25 protein-coding genes are annotated in these 23,311 nt (G+C 66.8%); 10 read left to right on the forward strand and 15 right to left on the reverse strand.

Translation table 11 applies throughout. From position 1 onward, the window contains the following. Positions 1–12: 12 nt before the first annotated feature. From AC1DC5_RS17390 to AC1DC5_RS17420, 7 genes are all read right to left on the reverse strand, one after another. Positions 13–510, reverse strand: a complete 498-nt coding sequence (locus AC1DC5_RS17390) for a CoA-binding protein (protein ID WP_441406990.1) — start codon at positions 508–510, stop codon at positions 13–15. Continuing rightward, the gene (locus AC1DC5_RS17395) at positions 507–1,871 is read right to left on the reverse strand and encodes an O-acetylhomoserine aminocarboxypropyltransferase/cysteine synthase family protein (protein ID WP_476865982.1); all 1,365 of its coding nucleotides are present in this window, start codon (positions 1,869–1,871) and stop codon (positions 507–509) included. The genes AC1DC5_RS17390 and AC1DC5_RS17395 overlap by 4 nt, the downstream gene beginning before the upstream one ends. Then, positions 1,871–3,058, reverse strand: a complete 1,188-nt coding sequence (gene sfnG / locus AC1DC5_RS17400; protein ID WP_476865983.1) for a dimethylsulfone monooxygenase SfnG — start codon at positions 3,056–3,058, stop codon at positions 1,871–1,873. The genes AC1DC5_RS17395 and sfnG overlap by 1 nt, the downstream gene beginning before the upstream one ends. Then, positions 3,055–5,046 carry an acetate--CoA ligase gene (gene acs / locus AC1DC5_RS17405; protein ID WP_476865984.1) on the reverse strand — a complete coding sequence of 664 codons (1,992 nt, stop codon included), beginning with the start codon at positions 5,044–5,046 and terminating at the stop codon, positions 3,055–3,057. Before acs ends, sfnG begins: the two co-directional genes overlap by 4 nt. Then, complete coding sequence (locus tag AC1DC5_RS17410; protein WP_476865985.1) at positions 5,037–5,948, reverse strand: ABC transporter permease; 912 nt, start codon at positions 5,946–5,948, stop codon at positions 5,037–5,039. Before AC1DC5_RS17410 ends, acs begins: the two co-directional genes overlap by 10 nt. Then, positions 5,948–6,991, reverse strand: coding sequence for an aliphatic sulfonate ABC transporter substrate-binding protein (locus tag AC1DC5_RS17415; protein WP_476865986.1), 1,044 nt, complete (start codon positions 6,989–6,991; stop codon positions 5,948–5,950). Before AC1DC5_RS17415 ends, AC1DC5_RS17410 begins: the two co-directional genes overlap by 1 nt. 130 nt (positions 6,992–7,121) lie before the next feature. Continuing rightward, on the reverse strand, positions 7,122–7,982 hold the full coding sequence (locus AC1DC5_RS17420; RefSeq protein WP_476865987.1) for an ABC transporter ATP-binding protein: 861 nt from the start codon (positions 7,980–7,982) through the stop codon (positions 7,122–7,124). 385 nt (positions 7,983–8,367) lie between these two features. On the opposite strand from AC1DC5_RS17420, the gene AC1DC5_RS17425 reads away from it, so the two are divergent. From AC1DC5_RS17425 to AC1DC5_RS17450, 6 genes are all read left to right on the forward strand, one after another. After that, positions 8,368–8,793, forward strand: coding sequence for a CoA-binding protein (locus AC1DC5_RS17425; RefSeq protein ID WP_476865988.1), 426 nt, complete (start codon positions 8,368–8,370; stop codon positions 8,791–8,793). Positions 8,794–8,857: 64 nt separating this feature from the next. Beyond that, the gene (locus AC1DC5_RS17430; protein WP_476865989.1) at positions 8,858–9,265 is read left to right on the forward strand and encodes an MmcQ/YjbR family DNA-binding protein; all 408 of its coding nucleotides are present in this window, start codon (positions 8,858–8,860) and stop codon (positions 9,263–9,265) included. Further along, positions 9,262–9,807: a DUF1990 family protein gene (locus AC1DC5_RS17435; protein WP_476865990.1), complete on the forward strand. Its 546-nt coding sequence runs from the start codon at positions 9,262–9,264 to the stop codon at positions 9,805–9,807. The genes AC1DC5_RS17430 and AC1DC5_RS17435 overlap by 4 nt, the downstream gene beginning before the upstream one ends. 11 nt (positions 9,808–9,818) lie before the next feature. After that, on the forward strand, positions 9,819–10,421 hold the full coding sequence (locus tag AC1DC5_RS17440) for a hypothetical protein (protein WP_476865991.1): 603 nt from the start codon (positions 9,819–9,821) through the stop codon (positions 10,419–10,421). A gap of 49 nt (positions 10,422–10,470) precedes the next feature. Continuing rightward, positions 10,471–10,788, forward strand: a complete 318-nt coding sequence (locus AC1DC5_RS17445) for a putative quinol monooxygenase (RefSeq protein WP_476865992.1) — start codon at positions 10,471–10,473, stop codon at positions 10,786–10,788. Positions 10,789–10,809: 21 nt separating this feature from the next. After that, positions 10,810–11,103 (forward strand): DUF503 domain-containing protein, encoded by a 294-nt coding sequence (locus AC1DC5_RS17450; RefSeq protein ID WP_476865993.1) that lies wholly within the window; start codon positions 10,810–10,812, stop codon positions 11,101–11,103. An 83-nt stretch (positions 11,104–11,186) separates the two neighbouring features. On the opposite strand, the gene purL is transcribed toward AC1DC5_RS17450, so the two are convergent. Genes purL through purS form a run of 3 tightly spaced genes read right to left on the reverse strand, consistent with a single transcriptional unit; the run spans position 11,187 to position 14,534 of the window. Continuing rightward, positions 11,187–13,526, reverse strand: a complete 2,340-nt coding sequence (gene purL, locus AC1DC5_RS17455; protein WP_476865994.1) for a phosphoribosylformylglycinamidine synthase subunit PurL — start codon at positions 13,524–13,526, stop codon at positions 11,187–11,189. Beyond that, positions 13,523–14,281 (reverse strand): phosphoribosylformylglycinamidine synthase subunit PurQ, encoded by a 759-nt coding sequence (gene purQ / locus AC1DC5_RS17460; RefSeq protein ID WP_476865995.1) that lies wholly within the window; start codon positions 14,279–14,281, stop codon positions 13,523–13,525. Before purQ ends, purL begins: the two co-directional genes overlap by 4 nt. A gap of 1 nt (position 14,282) precedes the next feature. Beyond that, complete coding sequence (gene purS / locus AC1DC5_RS17465) at positions 14,283–14,534, reverse strand: phosphoribosylformylglycinamidine synthase subunit PurS (RefSeq protein ID WP_056427643.1); 252 nt, start codon at positions 14,532–14,534, stop codon at positions 14,283–14,285. Between the two features lie 299 nt (positions 14,535–14,833). On the opposite strand from purS, the gene AC1DC5_RS17470 reads away from it, so the two are divergent. Together AC1DC5_RS17470 and AC1DC5_RS17475 are read left to right on the forward strand one after the other, a co-directional pair. After that, the gene (locus AC1DC5_RS17470) at positions 14,834–15,019 is read left to right on the forward strand and encodes a hypothetical protein (RefSeq protein WP_441405699.1); all 186 of its coding nucleotides are present in this window, start codon (positions 14,834–14,836) and stop codon (positions 15,017–15,019) included. A gap of 362 nt (positions 15,020–15,381) precedes the next feature. Then, entirely contained in the window at positions 15,382–18,579 is a 3,198-nt protein-coding gene (locus tag AC1DC5_RS17475; RefSeq protein WP_476865996.1) for a S8 family serine peptidase, read from the forward strand. Positions 18,580–18,676: 97 nt separating this feature from the next. Here the strand turns inward: AC1DC5_RS17475 and AC1DC5_RS17480 are convergent, their stop codons facing one another. The 4 genes from AC1DC5_RS17480 to AC1DC5_RS17495 are packed head-to-tail and all read right to left on the reverse strand — an operon-like array spanning position 18,677 to position 21,061. Further along, positions 18,677–19,057, reverse strand: coding sequence for a serine protease inhibitor (locus AC1DC5_RS17480; protein ID WP_476865997.1), 381 nt, complete (start codon positions 19,055–19,057; stop codon positions 18,677–18,679). Continuing rightward, a complete protein-coding gene (locus AC1DC5_RS17485; protein WP_476865998.1) occupies positions 19,054–20,040 on the reverse strand; it encodes a 3-methyladenine DNA glycosylase in 987 nt (328 codons plus the stop codon). The genes AC1DC5_RS17480 and AC1DC5_RS17485 overlap by 4 nt, the downstream gene beginning before the upstream one ends. Next, positions 20,009–20,560, reverse strand: coding sequence for an SSI family serine proteinase inhibitor (locus AC1DC5_RS17490; RefSeq protein ID WP_476865999.1), 552 nt, complete (start codon positions 20,558–20,560; stop codon positions 20,009–20,011). Before AC1DC5_RS17490 ends, AC1DC5_RS17485 begins: the two co-directional genes overlap by 32 nt. Before the next feature lie 27 nt (positions 20,561–20,587). Continuing rightward, a complete protein-coding gene (locus AC1DC5_RS17495) occupies positions 20,588–21,061 on the reverse strand; it encodes a MarR family winged helix-turn-helix transcriptional regulator (RefSeq protein ID WP_441405694.1) in 474 nt (157 codons plus the stop codon). Positions 21,062–21,141: 80 nt separating this feature from the next. Between AC1DC5_RS17495 and AC1DC5_RS17500 the strand changes: the two genes are divergently transcribed. Both AC1DC5_RS17500 and AC1DC5_RS17505 read left to right on the forward strand, forming a co-directional pair. Beyond that, positions 21,142–21,375 (forward strand): hypothetical protein, encoded by a 234-nt coding sequence (locus tag AC1DC5_RS17500; RefSeq protein WP_441405693.1) that lies wholly within the window; start codon positions 21,142–21,144, stop codon positions 21,373–21,375. Positions 21,376–21,611: 236 nt separating this feature from the next. Further along, complete coding sequence (locus tag AC1DC5_RS17505) at positions 21,612–21,737, forward strand: hypothetical protein (RefSeq protein WP_441405692.1); 126 nt, start codon at positions 21,612–21,614, stop codon at positions 21,735–21,737. A gap of 121 nt (positions 21,738–21,858) precedes the next feature. On the opposite strand, the gene AC1DC5_RS17510 is transcribed toward AC1DC5_RS17505, so the two are convergent. Further along, on the reverse strand, positions 21,859–23,217 hold the full coding sequence (locus AC1DC5_RS17510; protein ID WP_441405691.1) for an aspartate kinase: 1,359 nt from the start codon (positions 23,215–23,217) through the stop codon (positions 21,859–21,861). Positions 23,218–23,311: the final 94 nt, after the last annotated feature.

The raw sequence follows: 23,311 nt of genomic DNA on the forward strand, positions 1-23,311 counted from the left end.
CGCGCGGAAGCCTTAGGCCAGGACCTGCCGCTTGGACGAAATGACGCCGGTGTCGAAGCCGGCCAGGTGCAGGCCGCCGTGGAACCGGGCATGCTCAATTTTCACGCAGCGGTCCATCACGACGTCGAGCCCGGCGGCTTCGGCCTCCTTCGCGACATCTTCATGCCACGAACCGAGCTGCAGCCAGAGCGTCTTGGCTCCGGCCGCGACGGCCTCGTCCAGGACGCCCGGCAGGTCGTCGTGCTTGCGGAACACGTCCACGATGTCCGGGCTCTCCGGCAGGTCAGCGAGCGAGGCGTACGTCGGCTCGCCCAGGATCTCCTTGACCACCGGGTTCACAAAGTACACCTTGTAGCGCGTAGAGGACTGCAGGTAGGTCGCCACGAAGTAGCTGGCGCGGGACGGCTTGTCAGAGGCTCCCACAATCGCGATGGACTTCGCCTGCCGCAGCAGGTTCAGCCGCTCCGGCGCCGACGGGCCGGTCCAGGTCCTGGTTTCTTCGCTGCTCATGCGTTTGCTCCGATCGTGCAGGCGGCTGCTTCGTCCGACCCGACCGGGAGTGCCTCCGCGTCGGGGTCCAAGGTCTCCAGCGAGGCGGCGTCCAGCGCCTGGTCGAGGTCCCAGAGAATGTCCTCGATGTCTTCGAGACCGATCGAGATGCGGACCAGGTCCTCGGGGACTCCGGCGGACTCGAGCTGTTCGGGGCTGAGCTGCTGGTGGGTGGTGGAGCCGGGGTGGATCACGAGGGTGCGTGAGTCGCCGACGTTGGCCAGATGCGAAGCCAGCTGCAGTGACTCGATGAACTTCTGGCCTGCGGCACGGCCGCCCTTCACACCGAAGGAGAAGACCGAGCCCGGGCCCAGCGGCAAGTACTTCTGCGCCCGCTCGAAGTGCGGGTGCGAGGGCAAGCCGGAGAAGTTCACGTAGGCGACGCGCTCGTCCGCCTCGAGCCACTCGGCCACGGCCTTCGCGTTCTTCAGATGCTCGTCGAGGCGCTGCGGGAGGGTCTCGACGCCCTGCAGCAGCTGGAAGGCCGACTGCGGGGACAGTGCGGGGCCGATGTCGCGCAGCTGCTCGCAGCGGAGCTTGGTGAGGAAGCCGTACTCGCCGAAGTTGCCCCACCAGGAGACGTTGCCATAGGAGGCCACCGGTTCGGTCATGGTGGGGAACTTGCCGTTGCCCCAGTTGAAGCGGCCGCTCTCGACGATCACGCCGCCGAGGGTGGTGCCGTGCCCGCCGAGGAACTTGGTGGCGGAGTGGATCACAATGTCCGCCCCGTGCTCGATCGGCCGCACGAGGTACGGCGTGCTCAAGGTGGCGTCGACGACGAGGGGGATGCCGGCGTCGTGCGCCACTTTCGCCAGCCCCTCAAGATCCTGGACTTCCGAGGACGGGTTGGCCACCACCTCGACGAAGATCGCTTTGGTGTTTTCCCGGACCGCTGCGGCGTAGTCGGCGGGGTCGGTGCCGGGAACGAACGTGGTGTCCACGCCGAAGCGGCGCAGCGTGACGTCCAGCTGGGTCACCGTGCCGCCGTACAGCTGGGAGGCCGCGACGATGTGGTCGCCGGCCTGGGTGAGCGCGGCGAACGTGATGAACTCCGCGGCCATGCCCGAGGACGTGGCCACCGCGCCGATGCCGCCCTCGAGGGAGGCGATGCGCTCCTCGAACGCGGCTACCGTGGGGTTGCCGATCCGGGAGTAGATGTTGCCATACTTCTGCAACGCGAAGAGGTTGGCGGCGTCCTGGGTGTCCTTGAATACGAAGGACGTTGTCTGGTAAATCGGCACGGCACGGGCGCCGTGCTCGGCGTCGGGCGTGCCGCCGGCGTGCAGCGCGCGGGTGCGGAAACCGAACTTACGGTCAGCCATTATGCGTTTACCTCAATCTTGGTTGCCGGGGTGGGGAGCAGCTCGGTGCCGTGTTTGCGGGCCAGGTCCGCTTCGAGTTCGCGGACGATCGGCAGGATGTCCTGGCCGAACGCTGCAACTTCCTCCTGGAAGTGCAGGTAGCCGGTGAGGAACAGGTTCACGCCGATCTTCTTGTACTCTACAATCCGCTCGGCGATCTGCTCCGGGGTGCCGATCAGCTGGGTCTTGAAACCGTCGTTGTACTGGACCAGGTCCTCGAAGCTCGAGTCGGCCCACATGCCCTTGCCGTCCTTGGTCGAAGCGCCGGCCTCCTGGACCGCGGCGCGGAAACCCTCGACCGCGGGCTTGTGCGCCTTCTCGACGACCTCACGGAGGGTGTCGCGGGCTTCCTTCTCGGAATCGCGGGCGATGACGAAGCCGTTCAACCCGAACCTGGGGGCGGGGAGGGCGCCAGCGGTGCCACGCTTGGTCTCGCCGGACGCGGCCACAACACCGGCGATGTTCTCCTTGAAGCCTTCGAGGTCCTTGCCGTTGGAGAAGTACCAGTCGGCCACGCGGCCGGCGGTGGCCTGCGCCGCGGTGGAGTTGCCGCCGAAGAAGATCTCCGGGTGCGCCCGGCCCGGCACGTCCACCGGGGCAGGCTGCAGGGTGAAGTTGTTGATGTTGTAGTACTTGCCGGACTGGCTGTAGTCCTGCTCGGTCCAGAGCCCGCGGAGGACCTTGATGAATTCCTCGGTACGGACGTAGCGCTCGTCGTGCTCGAGCCATTCGAGGCCGAAGTTGGTGAACTCGTCCTTGAGCCAGCCGGAGACGATGTTCACGGCGGCACGGCCGTTGGAGATGTGGTCCGCGGTGATGATGAACTTCGCCAGCACGCCGGGGTGCCACATGCCCGGGTGAACAGCCGAAATTACCTTGAGCCGCTCGGTGGCGGCCAGCAGCGCGAGGCTGAACGAGGTGGCCTCGTGCTGCTTGTCCGCGCCGTAGGAGGCGGCGTAGCGCGTCTGGGTGAGGGCGTATTCAAAGCCGGAGTTTTCCGCGATCCTGGCGAGCTTCTTGTTGTAGTCGAAGTCCCAGCCGGTGCGCTGTTCGATGGTGGAAACCACCAGGCCGCCGGAAACATTCGGAACCCAATAGGCGAACTTGAGCGGTTCTGAAAGCCGGGCAACGCTGCTGATGTCGGTCATGAGAGTTCCTTACTTCGGGGTATTTCTTGGTTGTCCTTGCGCGCGTCCAGGACGGTCTGGATGCCGGCGATACACGGCTCGTTCTGCAGGGAGGTGGTGTCGCCCAGTGTTGTTCCTTCGAACAGCTGGGTCAGCAGCCGGCGCATGATCTTTCCGCTGCGTGTCTTCGGCACATCGGGAACGACGACGACGTCGCGCGGCTTGGCGATCGGCCCGATCGCCTTCGCGACGTGGTTGCGGAGTTCGCCCGCGGTGTCCGCAGTAGCCGCCGAATCCTTCAGCACAACGAACGCGACGATCGCGTGGCCGGTCTTGGGGTCCGCGACCGGGCACACGCCGGCCTCCACGACGTCCGGGTGGGAGACGAGGGCCGATTCGATCTCGATCGTGGAGAGCAGGTGTCCCGAAACGTTGAGGGTGTCATCCACGCGCCCGAGGATCCAGATGTCGCCGTCGTCGTCGTACTTGGCGCCGTCGCCGGCGAGGAACCAGCCCTGCTCCGCGTACTGGCGCCAGTAGGAGTCGAAGTAGCGCTGCGGGTTGCCCCAGACGGTGCGGGCAATGGCAGGGCCGGGGGCGTCCACCACGATGAAGCCCTGGACGCCGGGCGGGACCGTGTTGCCGGCCTCGTCCACAATCCGGGTACCGACGCCGGGCAGTGGCCGGGCCGCGCAACCCGGCTTGAACTCGGTGTCGGTCGGGGAAGGGGAGAGGATGGTGGCGCCGGTTTCAGACTGCCACCAGGTGTCCACCACCGGGGCGGTGCCGGCTCCGACGTTCGCCCGCAGCCAGCGCCAGGCCTCCGGGTTCACGGCCTCGCCGACGGTGCCGAGCAGGCGGATGGAGGAGAGGTCGTACGTGGCCGGGACTCCGTCCGGGAACCAGCCCATCAGCGAGCGGACCAGGGTGGGCGCGGTGTAGTACTGCGTCACGCCGTAGCGTTCGATGATCTCGAAATGCCGGCCCGGGTGCGGAGTGTTGGGCGTGCCCTCGAAGATCACCTGGGTGGCGCCGTTGGAGAGGGGGCCGTAGAGCTCGTAGGTGTGCGCGGTGACCCAGGCGAGGTCCGCCGTGCACCAGTGGACGTCCCGGTCGCGGAGCGCCGGATCCGGGTTGCTGAAGAGGTGCTCGAAGCTCCAGGACGCCTGCGTCAGGTAGCCACCGGAGGTGTGGACCAGGCCCTTGGGCTTCCCGGTGGTGCCGGAGGTGTACATGATGAACAGGGGCGTCTCGGCGTCGAACGCTTCGGCGTTGTGGACCTCGGAGGCGGTCCCGACGGCGTCATGCCACCAGACGTCGCGGCCTGCGGTCATCGGGACCGTGCCGAGTTCGTTGGCCGGAGTGGTCCGGTTGACCACCAAAACGTGCTCGATGGCGTTGTCCCCGGACACGGCGGCATCCGCGTTGTCCTTGACCGGCACGGCGGTGCCGCGGCGGAACTGGCCGTCGGTGGTGACCAGGAGCTTGGCGCCGGTATCCTCGACCCGGAACTTGAGCGCCTCGGCGGAGAAGCCGCCGAAGACCAGCGAGTGGATGGCGCCGATGCGGGCAACGGCGAGCGTGATGATCACGGTTTCGGGGATGACCGGCAGGTAGATAACCACCCGGTCGCCCTTCGTGATGCCGAGGTTCAGCAGGGCGTTGGCTGCCTTGGACACCTCGCGCTGCAGGTCGGCGTAGCTGATGGTGCGGCGGTCGCCGGGCTCGCCCTCGAAGTGCAGGGCCACCTTGTCCCCGCGTCCCGCCGCTACATGGCGGTCGACGCAGTTGTAGGCAACGTTGAGCTTTCCGCCCTCAAACCAGGTGATGTCCGGGCCGATGCCGGCGCCGACGTCGGCCGGGACACGGCGGTGCGTGGTGCTCCACGGTTTGTCCTGCCCGGGCACGTCCTCCCAGTCGAGGCGGAGCGCGGCCTCCTCCCAGAATGCGAGGCGCTCCTCCTCGGTGGCCGGGACGTTGGCCGGGACGGTCTGGATGGCTACGCCCATCGTTTCACCGCCCATTTCTCGGCCAGGCCCAGGAGGGCGTCGGTGATTTTTCCGATCACGGCGAGCAGCACGATGGCCAGCAGGAGCCGGTCCGTGCGGCCGTTGTTCTGCGAATCAGTGAGCAGGAACCCGAGTCCCATCGAGGAGGCGATGAGCTCCGCGGCTACGAGGAACAGCCACGCCTGGGCCAGAGCGAGCCGGAGGCCGGAGAAGACGGCCGGCACCACGGCCGGAAGCTGCACCGTAGTCAGCAGCTTGACGCCCTTGAGTCCGAACGCGCGCGCGGCTTCCACCAGGTTCCGGTCCACGTGGCGCAGCGCCAAGGAGACGGTGGTGAACACGGGGAAGAAGGCGCCGATCAGGATCAGCGTGATCTTGGAATCCTCGCCGATCTTCATCCAGAGTATGAGCAGCGGCACCCAGGCCAGGGACGGTACCGCGCGGAGGGCGCCGACCGTCGGCGCGAGCAGGGCGTCGGCAAACCGGGACAGGCCCACCAGGGATCCGAGAACCAGCCCCAGCGCTGCTCCGGCGGCGAAGCCGATCAGCACACGCTGGGTGGAGATTGCGATGTGCTGGCCGAGCTGCCCCCGCTGCAGGAGGTCGAGTCCGGCCTCCAGCACCATGGCCGGCGGCGGGAGCTGGACCACGCTGAACACCCCGGCGGCCGTGGATAGCTGCCAGGCGGCCAGCACCGCAGCGGGAATGATCAATCCGAGGAGCAGACGCGCCCAGCCGTTGGCCAGGATCCCGGCGGGGGACCATCCGTTCGCCGGGGAGCCGCCTCCACCCATAACGGGGGAGTTCGGCTGGGCGGCGTCTGCCGGAGTTGCGGGGACGGCTGCAGCGCGCCCGTCCGCAACACTGTTGCCGGTGAGGTAGGGATTTCCGAGCTGTGTCATCAGGAATCCTTGATGGCGGACGCATCCGCCTTCTTCACCAGCGAGTCATCAAGAAGGGAGGCGACGGCGTCGTCGATCTGCTGCTGGCTCTTGACGTCGCCGGTCTCCACAAACGTGGGGCCGATCGTCTCCAGGACCTTTCGCTGCGCCTCGCCCGGTGCCGGGTCGACGTCCAGGTTGCTGCGCTCCAGCACCACGGTCTTCGCGACGGCGAGGTCCAGGCCAGCAGCTTCGGCGAGGATCTGCGCAGTCTCGTCCGGGTTGGCCGCGGCCCACGCACGGGCCTTCTCGTAGGCGTTGACGACGGCCTGCGCCAGCTTCGGCTTGTCCTTCAGAAAGGATTCCGTGGCGTTCAGGAAGCCATAGGTGTTGAAGGAGAGGTTCCGGTAGAAGAGCTTGGCACCCTTCTGCTCCGCACCGGCCATGATCGGGTCCAGCCCGGACCAGGCATCCACCGAGCCGTTTTCCAGCGCGGCACGGCCGTCGGCGTGCTGCAGGTTCTGCACTGTGACGTCCGTGGCGGAGATCCCGGCTTCGGAGAGCGACTGAAGCAGGAAGAAGTACGGGTCCGTTCCTTTAGTCGCGGCCACCGACTTGCCCTTGAGGTCAGCCACGGTGGTGATGCCGGAGGACTCTTTCGCCACCAGCGCCGCCCATTCCGGCTGGGAGTAGATGTCGATGGTCTTGATCGGGGAACCGTTGGCGCGGGCCAGCAGTGCCGCGGAACCGGCCGTGGAGCCGACGTCGATAGCGCCGGAGCGCAGCGCCTCATTGGCCTTGTTGGATCCGGCGGACTGGACCCAATTGACGGTGACGCCCTGATCCTTCAGGGCGGCTTCAAGCCAGCCCTTCTTTTTGATGACCAGGCTCAGCGGGTTGTACGTGGCGAAGTCGATGTTGAGCTTGCCGCTCTCGACGCCGGCGCTTGCCGCGGCCTGCCCGCCTGAACCCTCACCTGCGACGCAGCCCGTGAGGACGAGGACGGCGGAGACGGCGGCGGCACCGATGACGGACCGGCGGGTGGATTTGCGGGCGAATGACATGGAACTCCTCTAAGGAATGAAGCGATGGACGCGAACGGCGGACGGGCGTGGCGGGTGGAAAGGCGGGCGAGTGCAGCCGCGGCTGCGGCGTTCATGGCTGGGGAATGCTGGGACCCGGCCGGCGTAACGGCTAATGGCCGTCGACGCCGAGAGTCTCCAGGAGCGACGCCCGCAACCGGGCGAGTTCCACGGAACCGCGGTCCCGGGGGCGCTCGCCGGGCACGCTCACAGTGCGGACGATCGTCGCCCCGGGCAACGCGGCGGCTGAATCCGCACCGGCGTCGGCCTCCTTGCCCAGGACGATGATGCGGTCGGCAAGCTGGAGAGCCTCGTCGACGTCGTGGGTCACCAGCAGCACCGTGGTGGGTTCGGCGCGGTGAATGTCCAGCAGCAGGTCCTGCATCTTGATCCGCGTCAGCGCGTCCAGCGCGCCGAACGGTTCATCGAGGAGCAGGACGCCGGGGTTGCGCGCGAGTGCCCTGGCCAGGGAGGCGCGCTGTGCCATGCCTCCCGAGACTTCGCGGGGACGGTGCCCGGCGAAGTCGGTCAGCCCCACGAGGTCGAGTAACCGGGCCACTTTTGCCTTGCCGTCCCTGGCACTGACTCCCTTGGGCAGCCCGATCGCGATATTGGCCCGCAGGGTGTGCCACGGCAGGAGGCGCGGTTCCTGGAAGGCGAAGGCGCAGCGGGAGTCGATCCCCTGGACGGGCGTGCCATTGATATCAACGCTGCCGGCACTGGGGGAGTCCAGCCCGGCGGTGGCCCGGAGCAGCGTGGACTTGCCACAGCCGGAGGTGCCGAGAATGGCCAGAACCTCGCCGGCACGGATCTCGAAGTCAACGTCGCGCAGGACGGTGTGGGCGTCTGCTCCGTTACCGAAGGCCCGGCGCAGGGAACGGAAGGCAACCGGCAGGGCCGGTGTGCGGGTGGCGGCTCCGGCAGGGGCGTTCGGGGACGCCGCGGCCGCGGAGGAGGACAGGACAGCAGTCATAGGAATACTCCATCGGTCCTGGCAGTAGCACCCTACGGAATGAGCCTTTGATCCGGGTGGTCAGTCCGGTGGTTCCCTTGGCTCCATACCTTGCTATCGCCGGTATCCAGGGAGGGATGACGGCGACCAGGGTTGCTGCGGCTTCATCGATCCAGGTCTCTCGGCCGCTCGGGATGGTCGTTCCCCACTAAATCGGAATCGGCACTTTTTCCCAAATGGGAAGGTTTTTCTGCGTAATATTCGGACTTGTCCTCCCCTTGGAGCAGACGCCAGTCACTTGTTCGAAATTGGATCTCCACCGGGGGTCTGAGTTCGGAGAAATGCCGCGGCGGGCCGCGTGCCGTCTCTTGCCGGCCGGCCGGAAGCGCGGCGGTAGGCTGTCCACATGGCCCACGTCAACGATCCGGCAGTCCTGGAAAAACTCATGCGCACCAAGGGGCGGTGGGCCATTGTCGGCCTGTCCACGAATCAATGGCGTGCCGCCTACGATACGTCCCTGTTCATCCGGGACCGGCTCGGGATGGAGATCATCCCGGTGAATCTGCCCGCTGATCCCGTGCACGGGGAGACCGGCTACGCCACCCTGGCCGATATCCCGGCTGAGAAGCAGCCGATCGACGTCGTCGACTGTTTTGTGAATTCCCAGAAAGTGGGGGCCGTGGTGGATCAGGCGATTGCCGTCGGCGCGAAGGCGGTCTGGATGCAGCTGGGTGTCATCGATGAAGCGGCGGCCGCCCGCGCGAAGGCCGCCGGCCTCGATGTCATTATGAACGCCTGCCCGGCGCAGGACGCCAGGCGCTTCGGCCTCTGACGGCTCCTCCGTTGGAGCAGGACGAGCCCTGCAAAATGTCCGGGCCGGCCAGTAGGCTCGGACCATGGATGTAGCTGCACTCCGGGGAATTTGCCTTGGCTTTCCCGGCGCCTTCGAGGATTTTCCGTTCGGACCGGAGACGTCCGTCTTCAAGGTGCGGGCCGCAGTTTCCGGCAGTGCCGGCCACGCAGCCAAGATGTTCGCACTGTCCGCGATGGACCACCACGATTTCGCCGTGAGCCTGAAATGCGAGCCTGCCCTGGCCGAGCAGCTGCGCGCCGCCCACCCGGAAATCACCGGGGCGTGGCACATGAACAAAAAACATTGGAACGGAGTCCGCCTGGACGGGTCCCTGCCCGATTCGATGGTGCGGGACATGGTCGAGGACTCGTACGACCTCGTGGTGGCTACGCTGAGCCGGCGCCAACAGGAACAGCTGGGCTGGGCGCGGCTTGCCGGCGGCCAAGGGTGAACGCGCGGATCGCGGCCGGGGAGCTGAACTATGAAGGGATCGGGTCCACCGAGCATGGCCCGCCTCCCGCAGACGCCGACTGCCTGGTCACCCACGCCTTTGTCGGCGAGGGCATGGCCACGTATCGCCGCGTGGTCCAGGGCCTGCTGACCTGGCAGCTGCAGAAACGCGCAGGGCTGCGGGTCAGCGCGGAGTCCGACGTCGTGGTCCCCGGCACGCGCGTGGTGAGCGGCTTCGGCGTCGGGCCGTTCCGGCTCAACGCTCCCTGCGAGGTCGTCTGGGTCCGCCGTCCGGTGCCAGGCGGCGCCCCGCAGTCCGCCGGGTTCGGCTATGGGACCCTCCCCGGGCATCCGGTCCGCGGTGAGGAAGCGTTCGAGGTTTCCATCGATGCGACGGGCCGGGTCCTGATCCGCATCACGGCCTTCGGCGGGCCGTCCAACTGGTTCTACGCGGCGGGCGGCGCCCTGACGAAGCGGGCTCGGGGCCACATCACTTCCCGATACATTAGGAGTGCACAGGAACTGGCCGCAGGTGTGGACTGAGAGCAGGCACAATGCTGAATCAACAGACCCTTGACCAACTATGGAACTTCGATGACCCCGCCGTTTCGGAAGCCCGCTTCCGCGCGGCAGTATCCGAGGACCGCTACGACGCCGACGAACGGGCCGAACTCACCACCCAGCTGGGGCGGGCCATCGGGCTGCAGGGCCGGTACGAGGAAGCCGACGCCCTGCTGGACGCGGTCGACGGCGACGAGCCCACCGTGGCCGTCCGGGTGCTCCTTGAACGCGGGCGGGTGCTGAACTCCAGCGGCCACGCGGAAATGGCCGTGCCGCTTTTTGAACAGGCCGCCGAACTCGCGGACCATCTGGGCGAGGAATTCCTGGCCGTGGATGCCCTGCACATGCTGGCCATCGCCGACTCAGCCCACGCCGAAACCTGGACTCGCAGCGCCCTGGAGTACGCCTCCACTGTGCACGACGAGCGGACCAAGCGGTGGCTCGTGGCCCTGCACAACAACCTGGGCTGGACCCTTCACGACGCAGGCCGCTGCACGGAGGCGATGGTCGAATTCCAGCTCGCGGAGCAGTGGGCCGAACGCGTCGGCACCCCGCGGCAGCAGGAACTGGCGCGGGAAGCGATCCAGGCCTGCTGACCCTCCTGCAAGAATGGAACCCCGTCCCCCGCACCGAAAGGCCCTTCCCGTGATCTTCATCGTCGTCAAATTCAAGGTCAAGCCCGACTGGTCAGAACGCTGGCTCGGCCTCGTGGAGGACTTCACCCAGGCCACCCGCCGGGAGCCCGGCAACCTCTGGTTCGACTGGTCCCGCAGTGTGGAGGACCCCAACGAGTTCGTCCTGGTCGAGGCCTTCCAGGACGACGCCGCCGGGGACCACGTCAACAGCGCCCACTTCAAGCAGGCCATGGCGGACATGCCCCAGGCCCTGCTGGAGACACCCCGGATCATCAGCCGCCAGTTCGACGGCGACGGCTGGGACCGGATGGGCGAACTCACCATCTAACCCCGTGGATAGGCTTAGGGCATGTGGATCGGATGGATCGAATTCGACATCCTTCTGGGCGACGTTCACAGCCTCAAGGAGAAGCGCTCCGTGGTGCGCCCGGTGCTGGCCGAGCTCAAACGCCGCTTCGACGTCTCCGTTGCCGAGGCCGGCCTCCAGGACCAGTACCGGCGCGCCCTGATTGGCGTGGGCCTGGTCGCAGCCGACCGGGCACACCTCGTGGAGGTGCTCACCGCCGTCGAACGCTTCGTGGCGGCGCGGCCGGAACTGGAACTGCTCAGCGCCCGCCAGCGAGAACTCCGCAGCGACGATTAAGAACGCGGGGTCACTTAGCGCCCATCCCGAGGGGATTTATGGGCGGTAAGTGACCCCGCGTTGCTTCGAGCGGTGGTGGGACGCTAGCCGAAGTACTTCGGCAGGGTGGCCTCGTGGGCTTCGCGGAGCGACTCGAGGTTCATGGTCTCGACGCCGTTGATCTCCAGCGTGCCGCCCTCGGCGTCCACCACGCCGATCCGGATGTGTGCGAAGCCGCGCGCGGTGCACATGTCCTTGAAGCGGATCTCCTCGGAGCGGGGCACGGCCACGATGGCGCGGCCCTGCGTCTCGGAGAACAGTGCCGTAAACAGGTCCACGCCGTCGCGGTCCAGGACGTCCTGCAGGGCGATCCGGGCACCGACGCCGTAGCGCAGCGATGACTCCACGAGGGCCGCCGCGAGGCCGCCTTCGGAGAGGTCGTGGGCGGCGTCCACCATGCCGTCGCGGGAGGCGTTGATCAGGATCTCTCCCAGTTCGCGTTCGGCCGCGAGGTCAACCTTGGGCGGCAGCCCGCCGAGGTGTCCGCGCATGTTGGACCATTCCGAACCGTCCAGTTCCGCCGCCGTCGTGCCCAGCAGGTAGATGGCTTGGCCGTCTTCCTTCCAGCCCGACGGCGTGCGGCGCGCGACGTCGTCGAACTTGCCGAGGACGGCCACGACGGGGGAGGGGTGGATGGGGGTGGTGCCGGTCTGGTTGTACAGCGAGACGTTGCCGCCGGTGACCGGGATTCCCAGGACCATGCAGGCGTCAGACAGGCCGCGGATGGCTTCGGCGAGCTGCCACATGACGTCGGGATCCTCGGGGGAGCCGAAGTTCAGGCAGTCGCTGACGGCCATCGGCACGGCGCCGGAGGTGGCGACGTTGCGGTACGCCTCGGCCAGGGCCAGCTGCGCGCCGTGGTACGGATCGAGGTAGGTGTAGCGGCCGTTGGCGTCGGTGGCCAGGGCCACGCCCAGGCCGGTTTCCTCGTCCACCCGGACCACGCCGGCGTCGTCCGGGAACGCCATGGCCGTGTTGCCGCCGACGTAGCGGTCGTACTGGTTGGTGATCCAGGACTTGCTGCACATGTTCGGCGAGGCCACGAGCTCGGTGATCGCGGCGGCCAGGTCCGCGGGGGCGGAGGGGCGGCCGGCGTCCTGCACGGAGCCGGTGAACGAGTCGGCCTGGACTGCGTCTTGCCACTCGGGGCGGGCGTACGGGCGGTCGTAGACCGGGCCGTCGTGCGCCACGGTGCGCGGGTCGACGTCGACGATGACTTCGCCTTCCCACGTGATGATGAGGCGGCCGGTGTCGGTCACCTCGCCCAGCCAGGAGTACTCCACGGCCCACTTGTCCATGACCGCTTCAAACGCGGCGATGTTCTCGGGGGTGACGACGGCCATCATGCGTTCCTGCGACTCCGACATCAGGATTTCGCCAGGGGTCAGGGTGGGGTCGCGCAGCAGGACGGAGGTCAGTTCGACTTCCATGCCGCCGTCGCCATTGGAGGCGAGCTCGGACGTGGCGCAGGAGATGCCTGCGGCGCCGAGGTCCTGGATGCCCTCAACCAGCGAGCTCTTGAACAGCTCAAGGCAGCACTCGATCAGGACCTTCTCGGCGAAGGGGTCGCCCACCTGGACGGCGGGGCGCTTGGACGGTTTGGTGGCGTCGAATGATTCCGAGGCCAGCACGGAGGCGCCACCGATGCCGTCGCCGCCGGTGCGGGCGCCGAAAAGCACCACCTTGTTGCCCTTGCCGGAGGCGTTGGCGAGCCGGATGTCCTCGTGCCGCATGACGCCGACGGCCAGGGCGTTGACCAGCGGGTTGCCCTGGTACACCGCGTCGAAGACCATCTCGCCGCCGATGTTCGGCAGGCCCAGGGAGTTCCCGTAGCCGCCGATCCCGGCCACGGCGCCGTGCATAACGCGGGCCGTGTCCGGGTGATCAATGGCGCCGAAACGCAGCGGATCCATCACGGCCACCGGGCGGGCGCCCATGGAGATGATGTCGCGGACAATGCCGCCGATGCCGGTCGCGGCGCCCTGGTAGGGCTCAACGAACGACGGCGAGTTGTGGGACTCGATCTTGAACGTCACGGCCCAGCCGTCGCCCAGGTTGGTGACACCGGCGTTTTCGCCGATGCCCACGAGCATGTCCTTCTTCATCTCGTCCGTCACCTTGTCGCCGAACTGGCGCAGGTGGTTCTTGGAGGATTTGTAGGAGCAGTGCTCGCTCCACATCACGGAGTACATGGCGAGCTCGGCGCCGGTCGGGCGGCGGCCCAGGACCTTGACGACCTCGTCGAACTCGTTCTGCTTCAGGCCCAGCTCGGCCCAGGGGAGCTCCACGTCCGGGGTCTTGGCCGCGTTCTCGACGGTGTCGATATTGAACTTCTTGGTCTCGGTGGCGGTGCCTGCCGTCCGGCCGGTCGACGTCTCCGTCATTTGTTGTCTCCCACGATTTTGTTCAGTACAGAGGTGAAGAAGCCGAGGCCCTCGGTGCCGGAGCCCTCTTCGGGGCCGAACCCGGCCTCCACGGCGTGCTCCGGGTGCGGCATGAGGCCCACCACGTTGCCCGCGGCGTTGGAGATGCCGGCGATGTCGCGGCGCGAGCCGTTCGGGTTCCAGCCGACGTAGCGGAACACCACACGGCCCTCCGCCTCGAGGGCGTCCAGGGTCTTCTCGTCCGCGATGTACTGGCCGTCCTGGTTCTTCAGCGGCACGGTGATTTCCTGGCCGGCGGCGTAGTCCCCGGTCCAGGCGGTGGAGTTGTTCTCCACACGCAGGACCTGGTCACGGCACATGAACTTCAGGTGGTCGTTCTTGATCATCGAGCCGGGGAGCAGGTGCGATTCGGTGAGGATCTGGAAGCCGTTGCAGATGCCCAGGACTGGCAGCATGGCGTCCGAGTTGGCGGCGTCGATGATCCTGGACATCAGCGGCGCGAACCGGGAGATGGCGCCGGCGCGGAGGTAATCGCCGTAGGAAAAACCGCCGGGAATGACGACGGCGTCGACGTCACCGAGGGTGGTGTCTGCGTGCCAGAGGGCCACGGGAGTGGCGCCGGCCAGGCGGACGGCACGGACGGCGTCGCGGTCGTCCAGGGTGCCGGGGAAGGTGACGACGCCGATCTTGGCACCAGCGAGCTGCGGGTGCGCCGCGACGGCGATGGCCTCGCCGATCAGGGGGAGTTCAGTCATTTCAGGCCTCGACGACCTCGACGTTGACGACGTCCTCGATGACCGGGTTGGACAGCAGGGTCTCTGCGGCGTTCCGGGCCTGGGCCAGGATTTCCTCGGTCACCTCGCCGTCGACCGTGAGTTCAAAACGCTTTCCCTGACGGACCGCGCTGAAAGCGGTGAAGCCCAGCCGGGGGAGTGCTCCCACGATGGCCTTCCCCTGCGGGTCGAGAATTTCGGGCTTGGGCATAACGTCGACAACGATCCGGGGCATCCGGCAACTCCTGTGCGTGAGCATTGGGTAAGGGCGCAGCGGAGGGTGCCGTCTCACGCCGGTCCGCTGTGTGTGAGGACAGTGTGGTGAATACAGCGTGAAAGGGCGCTCCGCGAGCTTGCATCCCCATTCTACCGGCCGCGGTGCGTCCGGCCGCATTCGGCCGGGAGTGTGAACGGTGCCCGCCCCGATGCCGGGGGCCGCAGGCCGGGAGGAATCCCCGGCGGACGGGCCTGGCGCGGGGTGTGACCTGCGACGACGCTATGGCCACCCCGGTGCCCCGTCAGTAGCATGTGCGTATGTCTGAGAAATCGAAATCCGTGCTGTTGCCCGTTGTTGCCGCCGCCGTCTTCGCGGGTCTCGGGCGGATGGTCCTGCAGAAGATTAAAGCGGACCGCAAGGCCCGGGAAAGTAACGTGGCCGGGCCGGTCGATGAGAAGACCCGCGCCTGGATCAGCGAAGTTGTCCGGACGCCCCGGCAGTAAGCGGCAGTAAGCGGCAGCAGCCGGCGGCCCGAGGGGCCCCGGCCGTCTGGGGGTGGCCGTGGGGATATGTGCGGGGGACTCCACGGGGCTTCGCCGCCCGCTTTCGGCCGTCAACCGCGGGGGTTTTGTCGAATTGCATGACAAATTTTGATTTCCTCTTTGTGTTCTATGTCATATCTAGCTCTCAGTCTGTACTGTATGAATCGGCTGGTATCCGTCGGGGCCCTGAGAGTCTCAGCTATTTCTGTCCCGCCAGTCCTTTGACCCGGCAGCAACGTCGGGACCGTTCCTTATGAAAGGTTCAACCACACGTGAATACACCAGGAAAGAGCTTCCTTCGAAGCGGGGGACTCCGGAGGGCCGTGGCACTGACCCTGGGCTTGCCGGTGCTCTTGTCAACAGTTGCGATCTCGCCCGCCACCGCGGCCCCGGCACATGGCTCCGCCCCTGCGGCGGTTGCCCAGAAGAATCTGGATCCCAACAGCTACAAGGACGGCCGTTACATTATCGTCCTGGCTGAGAAGCCGGCGGCCACCTACGACGGCGGGACACCCGGCCTCGCGGCAACGAAGCCGCAGTCGGGCAAGAAGCTCGACACGAACAAGGCCGAAGTCAAGAAGTACGAGACACACCTCGAAAACAAGCAGGCAGAAGTTGCCGGCCAGCAGAACGTCCAGATGAAGCGACAGTTCACCGCGGCCGTCAACGGCTTCAGCGCGAACCTGACGGCCGATCAGGCCATCAAACTGGCCAAGAACCCCGGCGTGCTGGTCGTTGCCCCTGACGCGGAAAACGCTCCGGACTACTCCAGCACCGACTTCCTGAAGCTCAGCGGCCCCAACGGCACCTGGAACACGAAGTTCGGCGGCCAGGATGCCGCCGGCAAGGGAGTCGTTGTCGGCGTCATCGACACCGGCTACACCCCCTCCAGCCCCTTCTTCGCCGGCAACCAGGTCCAGCCCCTCGTCGGCGACCCTGTCGTGGGCGTGCCCTACCGCACCGACGACGGCAAGATCGCAATGCTCAAGTCCGACGGCGACACGTTCGTCGGTGAGTGCCAGAAGGGCGAAGGCACGGGCGCCGATTTCGACGGCTCCGCCTGCAACTCCAAGGTCCTGGCTGCGCACTACTTCGCCGATGACTTCCTCAAGTACGTGACCCCGGACAAGCGCTCCCCGATCGAGAAGATCTCGCCGGTCGACGTCGCCAGCCACGGCACGCACACGGGCAGCACCGCTGTCGGCAACGCCAATGTCGAGACCTTCGTTGACGGCCGCAGCTTCGGCCTCACGAGCGGCATCGCCCCCGCGGCCAAGCTGGCTGTCTACAAGGTCTGCTGGGAAGATACCGATCCGAACACCGGCGGCTGCTACAGCTCCTCGTCGGTTGCCGCAATCGACCAGGCCATCTACGACGGCGTCGATGTCCTGAACTACTCGATCTCCGGCTCCACGACCACCACCACGGATCCGGTCGCCATGGCGTTCCTGTCCGCGGCCTCCGCCGGAATCTTCGTCGCGGCCTCGGCCGGCAACTCCGGCCCCACCGCCAGCACCGTCAACCACGGCGCACCGTGGGTCACCACGGTCGCCGCCAGCAGCTTCTCCCAGGAGCTGCAGGGCACCGTTGAATTCTCCGACGGCAGCAAGTTCCGCGGCGCCAGCATCATGAACCGCGAAGTCAAGGGTGCCGGCGTCGTGCTGGCTGCCAATGCGGCCATCACGGCCGGAAACGCAAATGCGGCCCTCTGCGGCCCGGACACGCTGGACCCCGCGAAGGTCGCCGGCAAGGTTGTGGTTTGTGACCGCGGCGTCTTTGACCGCGTGGCCAAGAGCGCCGAGGTCAAGCGTGGCGGCGGCGTCGGCATGATCCTTGTGAACCTCAGCAACTCCTCGCTGGACACCGACAAGCACGCCGTCCCCACCGTCCACGTGAACCCGCCGGCAACCGAGACCATCAAGGCCAAGGTCACGGCCAACCCGGCCATCACCGTGTCCCTGGTCAACAAGGACACCACCGGCCTGCCGCTTGAAGCCCAGCCGCAGATCGCAGGATTCTCTTCCCGCGGCCCGCTGCTGGCCACCGGATCCGACCTGCTGAAGCCCGACGTTTCCGCTCCCGGCGTGGCAGTCCTGGCCGGCGTATCGCCGATCGGCACGGGCGGGGACAACTTCGGATTCATGTCCGGCACCTCCATGGCCGCGCCCCATGTGGCCGGCTTCGGCGCCCTGATCCTGGGCAAGAACCCGAACTGGTCCCCGGCGACGGTCAAGTCCGCGATGATGACCACCGCTGGTGATGTCAAGAATGCCGACGGCAGCAAGAACACCGATGTCCTCGCCACCGGCGCCGGCCAGGTCGACCCGGCCCGCGTGCTGGATCCGGGCCTGGTCTACGACGCCAACAGCGACGACTACCTGAAGTTCATCCAGGGCACCGGAATCGATCTCGGCATTCCGGAGCTCGGCTCCACGAAGGCCCGCGACATGAACGTCCCGTCCTTCTCGCTGGGCAACCTGACCGGCAAGATCGAGGTCACCCGCACCCTGACGGCACTGACGCCGGGCACGTACCGGGTCAAGACCGACGTCCCGGGCGTCAAGGTCACCGTGACCCCGTCCATCCTGACCTTCGGCGCGGCCGGTGAGAAGAAGACGTTCAAGGTGTCGTTCGAAAACCAGAATGCAGCCCTGGGCAAGTTCGCCATGGGTTCGCTGACCTGGCAGGGTGCCAACAAGAACGTCATGTCCCCGATCGCGGTCCGCCCGCAGTCGGTGGTCACGTCCAATGATGTTGCCTTCACCTCCGCGGGCGGCACCGGCTCCGGCGACCTTAAGGTTGTCTCCGGCACCAACAACCCGATCAACATGACCCTCGACGGCCTGTCCAAGGCGGACTCCTCCGCCATTGAACTGGTTCCCGGCCCGGGAGTCCTGGGGGCAACCAATGCCTCGAACTTCGCCAAGGATGTCAAGGTTCCGGCGGGCAGCCCGCTGGCCAAGCTCTCGGTCTACTCCGCGGACCCGAACGCCGACTACGACATGTACGTGGTAAACCCGGCCAACCAGCTGATCCAGGTGGCAACCTCGTCCGCGAGCGAGTCACTCTCCATCCCCAACCCGGCCCCGGGAACCTACCGGATCTTCGTGCACCTGTACGACAGCCCCAACGGCCAGGCCACCAAGGCAAGCGTTGATGCGGCTGTCCTGGGCGCCAACGTCGGAAATGCGACTCTGACGCCCAGCCCGCTGCGGCTCGCCAACGGCAAGTCCGGCGTCGTCACGATGAACTGGAAGAACCTGGCGGCCGGTTCGTACATCGGCCGGGTGACCTTCGCCGGTGCCAGTGAGCCGACGTTCGTCAGCGTGCTGGTCAATTCGTCTGGCGCAGTCGTCGTTCCGCCGACATCCGAGGACCAGGACAGCAACAACGGTCCCGGTGACAGCGGCGACGACGGCAAGAAGGACAAGAAAGAAAAGAAGGAAAAGGGCAAGAAGGTGAAGCAGGAGAAGGGCAAGATCCAGTACGAGGAGCTTGCCGGTCCCAACAACGCCATCTAGGCGCGGTTCCAGCCTGACAGCAACGGCAATGGCCGGCGGCTCCCACCGCCGGCCATTGCCGTTTAACGTCCCGGGCCGCCAGTTGGCGGCTGTCGTCTTAGATTGCTCCGGTGGAACCGGCAATGCCGCCCAGTAACGGCGCCATGGCACGCCACCGGGCAATCTCGCAGCCGTCGGTGCGGCTGAACTGGCTGGCGACCTCCCGGCCCAGGAACCAGCCGGTCACCACAGCCACCTGCGGGCCTCCGTACTGTTGGGTGCACATCTTCGGCGGACCGGGCTTGGGGAAGAAGATGTCCTCCCCGTGCTGCTCCACGGCCGCGAGGGCGGCCGCGGAATCCGGCAGCGTGCACTCCTCGGCGAGGGCACCGCCGCTTGCCGCCAGCCGGAAGACGTATTCCGGGGCCTCCGGCGCCTCCGTCAGGCGGACGGTCAGGTCTATCTCGTGGCGGCGGCGACTGTTGTGAGCGGCTGTCATAGCGGTCCTTCCTTGCTATCGGGGGCAGGGTTCCGGCCGGAGCCCGTCAACTGGAGCGCGGGCGACAGCTCCCGCAGGAGACGCTGCCGCAGTTCCTGCGATTCGGCGGAAAAAGCCCGCTGGTACTCGACGTACTCGGCTTTGCCTTCGGGGGTCTCGACCAGGATGGCGGGATAGCCCCACGCGTTCAAGTCGTAGGGGGACGCCTGCATGTCCATGGCCCGGATCCGCCAGGAGAGCTCGAAGCAGTCCATCACCAGCTCGCTGGGGAGCAGCGGCGCTAATTTGTAGGCCCACTTGTACAGGTCCATGTTGGCGTGCAGGCAGCCCGGCTGTTCCATGGTCCGTTGGTTCTCCCGGCTCGGCTCCAGGCTGTTCAGCGGGACGGCGTCCGGGGTGTAGAAGCGGAAGGCGTCGAAGTGCGAGCAGCGGATCCGGTTGTCCTCGACCACCTGATCGGTCCGTTCGGAGCCGAGCCGCAGCCGGAGGTATTCGTGCCGGAGCTCGAATTTGTCCTGCCGGTAGACCATGGCCCATTCGTGCAGCCCGAAGCAGCCGAACTGGGCCGGCCTCGCCGCCGTCCCGGCCAGGATGATCCCGGCGAACTGCAGGGCGTCCCGGCGGTCCCGCGCGAACGCTTCGACGTCGACTGTAGCGGCGGGGGTGCCCGCGGGCAGCCCGGCGGCGGCGAGTTCGCCGTCGTCGGGCACGCGGTAGTATTTCCAGCCCGCGCGCTCTGCCGCGGCAGGACCGGAGAGCACGACGCCGGCGCCTGCGTGCCAGCGCAGCAGCTGGCCCGGTTTCTGCGTGTAATACGTGAAGAGGAAGTCCTCGACCGGGTGTTTCTGGCCCGCCGACCTCCGGGCGAGGTACGGGTCGGCATAGCGCCGGACGCGCGCCTGATGGGCGGCCTGGCGGGTCGACCAGTCGTCCTGCGGGAGGTGTTGCAGCTTAGACAGCTCCGCCGGTGGTGCCAAGGACATCCTTGGCGGCGTTCCAGGTGGCGATCTCGCAGCCGTCGCGCAGGCTGAAGTTAACTTCGACAGGTTGGCCGTCCACGACGCCGGTCACTGTTGCCACTTGCGGGCCGCCGTACTGCATGGTGCAGGCCTGGTCCGTGGGCCGGGGCGCGGGGCTGAGGATCGCTGCGTTGGTCTTCAAGGCGAGGCAGGCGGCGGCAGCGTCGGGATGCTGGCTTTCAGCTGAAGGGACGCCGTCTACGCACACGAGCGTGTAGTTCTCCGGGGTGCCGGTCTCGGAAGGCTTGACCATGATCGCGAGTTCGGCGTTGCCTTGGCCGGGTCCGGAGGTTACCGGTGCGGCGGACGGCGAGGGGGCAGGAGTCTTGGTTTCGGTGTCCGGTGACGGGGTGCCCGTCGCGGACGGGCTCGCTGTGCCAGTGGGGGCGCTGGCTGTGGGGGCGGGACCGCCGCCTGGTGAGCATGCTGCCAGTCCGGCCGCCACCATCAGAACCAGGGCCGCGTGTCTCACTTGCTTGCGCATTAGCTGTCCTCCTGTGTTTCGCCCAGTCTACCGCCGGGGCGGGCCCCCGGGGACGGTGTTCGTGGCTGCAATCAGATCCATCATGGCGGCATGTAGATGGGTGACCTGTTCGCGGGTCAGGCCCAGCCGGTCCATCATGGTTCCCGGCACGGCCGTGGCCTGTTGCCGGAGCGCTGCGCCCTCCGGGGTCAGGCCCACGGCAAGGGTCCGTTCGTCGCCGGGCACACGTTGGCGGGTGATGAAACCGGCCGTCTCCAGGCGGCGCAGGAGGGGCGAGATGGTCGCCGGTTCCTGGGCGAGGGCGTCGCTGATGTCGCGAACGGAACGTGGGCTGGATTCCCAGAGGCACAGCATCACGAGGTACTGGGGATGGGTCAGTCCGAGCTTGTCCAGTACGGGTTTGTACGCGCCGACCACGCTGCGCGAGGCCACAGTGAGGGCGAAGCAGAGCTGGTGTTCCAACAGGAGGTCGTCCTGGGTTCCTTCGGTCACATCTGTCATGTGGGCCCTCCCTAGATAGTTAGTGCACTAATCATTAGCGTACACTGAAGGGGACGTCCCGTTCAGAGGAGTGGATAGTGATGGCAGAGGAAAGTACCGCAAACGCCTCCCAGAGGTTCATGCACAGGATGGGCAAGCTCCGCATGATTTTCGGACCGGCCAACCGCAGCGCCCTTGGGCACGAGATGACCGAGCAGAACCGGCAGTTGCTGGCCCAGCGCGAAGCCGAAACCCTGCAGTGGGAAACACTCCGCCGCCCCGACGGCAGCACCTATGTCGTGCCCCGCGACCCGGGGGACAAGTCGCTGCGGTAGGTGTACCCGGCCTGGCCCCAGGCTGAGATTCCCACCTGTCGGCGGCCATTCCTTTTCCCGCCGTCGGGCGTAAAATGAGGGCACTGGCCGTTCCGCATGACTCGAAGGCTGGAGAGGGGGTGGGAATTGTGGCACTTGCTCTGAGAAAAGCTGCACTGAGACAGCACCTGCACCCGTCCTCCTGGGCACGCTTCCTTTTCGGCCCTGCCTCGCGGGGAGATACCGCGGCGCCGGTCGTGCACAAAAATGACGACTACGAGCACGCCTCCGAAACGGACCTTGCCGGTTTCGAAGTGGAGACCGACGCGCAGGGACATCGCTACGCGGTCCGGAAGGAAGACCTTCCCAAGGAGGAAATCTGAACCTGGGCCCGCGGGGGACATAAAAAGCGCGGGGCCCAACAAAGAGCGGACATGGCAAAGGGAGCGGCGGACGCCGCTCCCTTTGCCGGTTGAGCCTTGGTGCTACTCCAGGCGGGGCGGCTCAGCGGCCGGTGCCGCCATAGACCGTGGCCTCGTCTTCACTGTCCAGGTCGAAGGCCCGGTGAATCGCGCGCACGGCGTCGTCCAGAAGGTCCGCGTGCGTGACGACGGAAATCCGGATCTCCGACGTGGAAATCATGTTGATGTTGATCCCGGCCTCCGAAAGTGCCGCGAAGAACCGCGCCGAGACGCCGGGGTGGGAGCGCATGCCGGCTCCGATCAGCGACAGCTTGCCGATCTTCTCGTTGTACTCGATGCTCTCGAAGCCGATCCGGTCCTGCGCGGCATGCAGGGCGGCCAGGGCGTCGGCGCCTTCCACGATCGGCAGCGTGAACGAAATGTCGGTCCGGCCGGTGCCGTGGGTGGAGACGTTCTGGACGATCATGTCGATGTTCGAGTGCGCATCGGCGATGACCTGGAAGATCGCGGCGGCCTTGCCGGGGATATCGGGAACCCCCACAACGGTGACCTTGGCCTCGGAACGGTCGTGTGCAACTCCGGAGATGATTGGCTGCTCCAAGGCGACTCCCTCTTGCGTTGTGATCTTGTCGTCGGCGCCGGGCAGGACCCAGGTGCCTTCGTTCTGACTGAATGAGGAACGGACGTGCAGGGGCACACCGAAACGGCGCGCGTATTCAACGCAGCGCAGGTGCAGGATCTTGGCGCCGGACGCCGCGAGCTCGAGCATTTCCTCGCTGGAGATCCGGTCAATCTTACGGGCGGACGGCACAACGCGAGGATCGGCGGTGTAGATCCCGTCGACGTCGGTATAGATCTCGCACACATCGGCGTCGAGGGCGGCGGCCAGCGCCACCGCCGTCGTGTCCGAGCCGCCGCGGCCCAGGGTCGTAACTTCGTTGGTGGTCCGGCTCATGCCCTGGAATCCCGCGACGATCGCAACATGCCCCTTGTCCAGGGCGGTGCGGATGCGGTGCGGGTCGACGTCGATGATCCGGGCCTTGCCGTGGATGCCGTCGGTGATCATGCCGGCCTGGGAGCCGGTAAAGGACTGGGCCGAGGCGCCGAACTTGTTGATGGCCATGGCGAGCAGTGCCATGGAAATGCGTTCCCCGGCGGAAAGGAGCATGTCCATTTCCCGGGCCGGGGCAGAATCGGTGACCTGCGATGCGAGGTCCAGGAGCTCATCGGTGGTGTCGCCCATGGCAGACACAACCACGACCACCTCGTCGCCGGCGTTCTGGGCATCCACGATCCGCCGGGCCACGCGCTTAATGCCCTCCGCGTCCGCCACGGAGGAACCGCCGAACTTCTTCACCACAAGATGCTTCGTGGTGGTGGCAGAGACGGGCAGCTCCTGTGGCTGCGGTCCGGGGTGGACTTCTGTAGTGGGCAAACTCATGCGCGCACCCTCACTGGATCGGGGTTATGGGCCAAGCAACCAAACGGCGCGACGGCGTAACTTCTCCGCCCAGTTTATCGCCGTGGTGCCCCGG

This window comes from Arthrobacter sp. 10L424, from assembly GCF_056395325.1.

Coding starts and splice junctions, on each gene's coding strand:
- AC1DC5_RS17440 (WP_476865991.1), top strand. CDS start 9,819: ATGCTGAATCAACAGACCCTTGACCAACTATGGAACTTCGATGACCCC.
- AC1DC5_RS17425 (WP_476865988.1), top strand. CDS start 8,368: ATGGCCCACGTCAACGATCCGGCAGTCCTGGAAAAACTCATGCGCACC.
- purS (WP_056427643.1), bottom strand. CDS start 14,534: ATGCCCCGGATCGTTGTCGACGTTATGCCCAAGCCCGAAATTCTCGAC.
- AC1DC5_RS17430 (WP_476865989.1), top strand. CDS start 8,858: ATGGATGTAGCTGCACTCCGGGGAATTTGCCTTGGCTTTCCCGGCGCC.
- AC1DC5_RS17510 (WP_441405691.1), bottom strand. CDS start 23,217: ATGAGTTTGCCCACTACAGAAGTCCACCCCGGACCGCAGCCACAGGAG.
- AC1DC5_RS17470 (WP_441405699.1), top strand. CDS start 14,834: ATGTCTGAGAAATCGAAATCCGTGCTGTTGCCCGTTGTTGCCGCCGCC.
- AC1DC5_RS17450 (WP_476865993.1), top strand. CDS start 10,810: ATGTGGATCGGATGGATCGAATTCGACATCCTTCTGGGCGACGTTCAC.
- acs (WP_476865984.1), bottom strand. CDS start 5,046: ATGGGCGTAGCCATCCAGACCGTCCCGGCCAACGTCCCGGCCACCGAG.
- AC1DC5_RS17485 (WP_476865998.1), bottom strand. CDS start 20,040: ATGTCCTTGGCACCACCGGCGGAGCTGTCTAAGCTGCAACACCTCCCG.
- AC1DC5_RS17490 (WP_476865999.1), bottom strand. CDS start 20,560: ATGCGCAAGCAAGTGAGACACGCGGCCCTGGTTCTGATGGTGGCGGCC.
- AC1DC5_RS17495 (WP_441405694.1), bottom strand. CDS start 21,061: ATGACAGATGTGACCGAAGGAACCCAGGACGACCTCCTGTTGGAACAC.
- AC1DC5_RS17410 (WP_476865985.1), bottom strand. CDS start 5,948: ATGACACAGCTCGGAAATCCCTACCTCACCGGCAACAGTGTTGCGGAC.
- AC1DC5_RS17500 (WP_441405693.1), top strand. CDS start 21,142: ATGGCAGAGGAAAGTACCGCAAACGCCTCCCAGAGGTTCATGCACAGG.
- AC1DC5_RS17390 (WP_441406990.1), bottom strand. CDS start 510: ATGAGCAGCGAAGAAACCAGGACCTGGACCGGCCCGTCGGCGCCGGAG.
- AC1DC5_RS17480 (WP_476865997.1), bottom strand. CDS start 19,057: ATGACAGCCGCTCACAACAGTCGCCGCCGCCACGAGATAGACCTGACC.
- purL (WP_476865994.1), bottom strand. CDS start 13,526: ATGACGGAGACGTCGACCGGCCGGACGGCAGGCACCGCCACCGAGACC.
- purQ (WP_476865995.1), bottom strand. CDS start 14,281: ATGACTGAACTCCCCCTGATCGGCGAGGCCATCGCCGTCGCGGCGCAC.
- sfnG (WP_476865983.1), bottom strand. CDS start 3,058: ATGACCGACATCAGCAGCGTTGCCCGGCTTTCAGAACCGCTCAAGTTC.
- AC1DC5_RS17415 (WP_476865986.1), bottom strand. CDS start 6,991: ATGTCATTCGCCCGCAAATCCACCCGCCGGTCCGTCATCGGTGCCGCC.
- AC1DC5_RS17420 (WP_476865987.1), bottom strand. CDS start 7,982: ATGACTGCTGTCCTGTCCTCCTCCGCGGCCGCGGCGTCCCCGAACGCC.
- AC1DC5_RS17395 (WP_476865982.1), bottom strand. CDS start 1,871: ATGGCTGACCGTAAGTTCGGTTTCCGCACCCGCGCGCTGCACGCCGGC.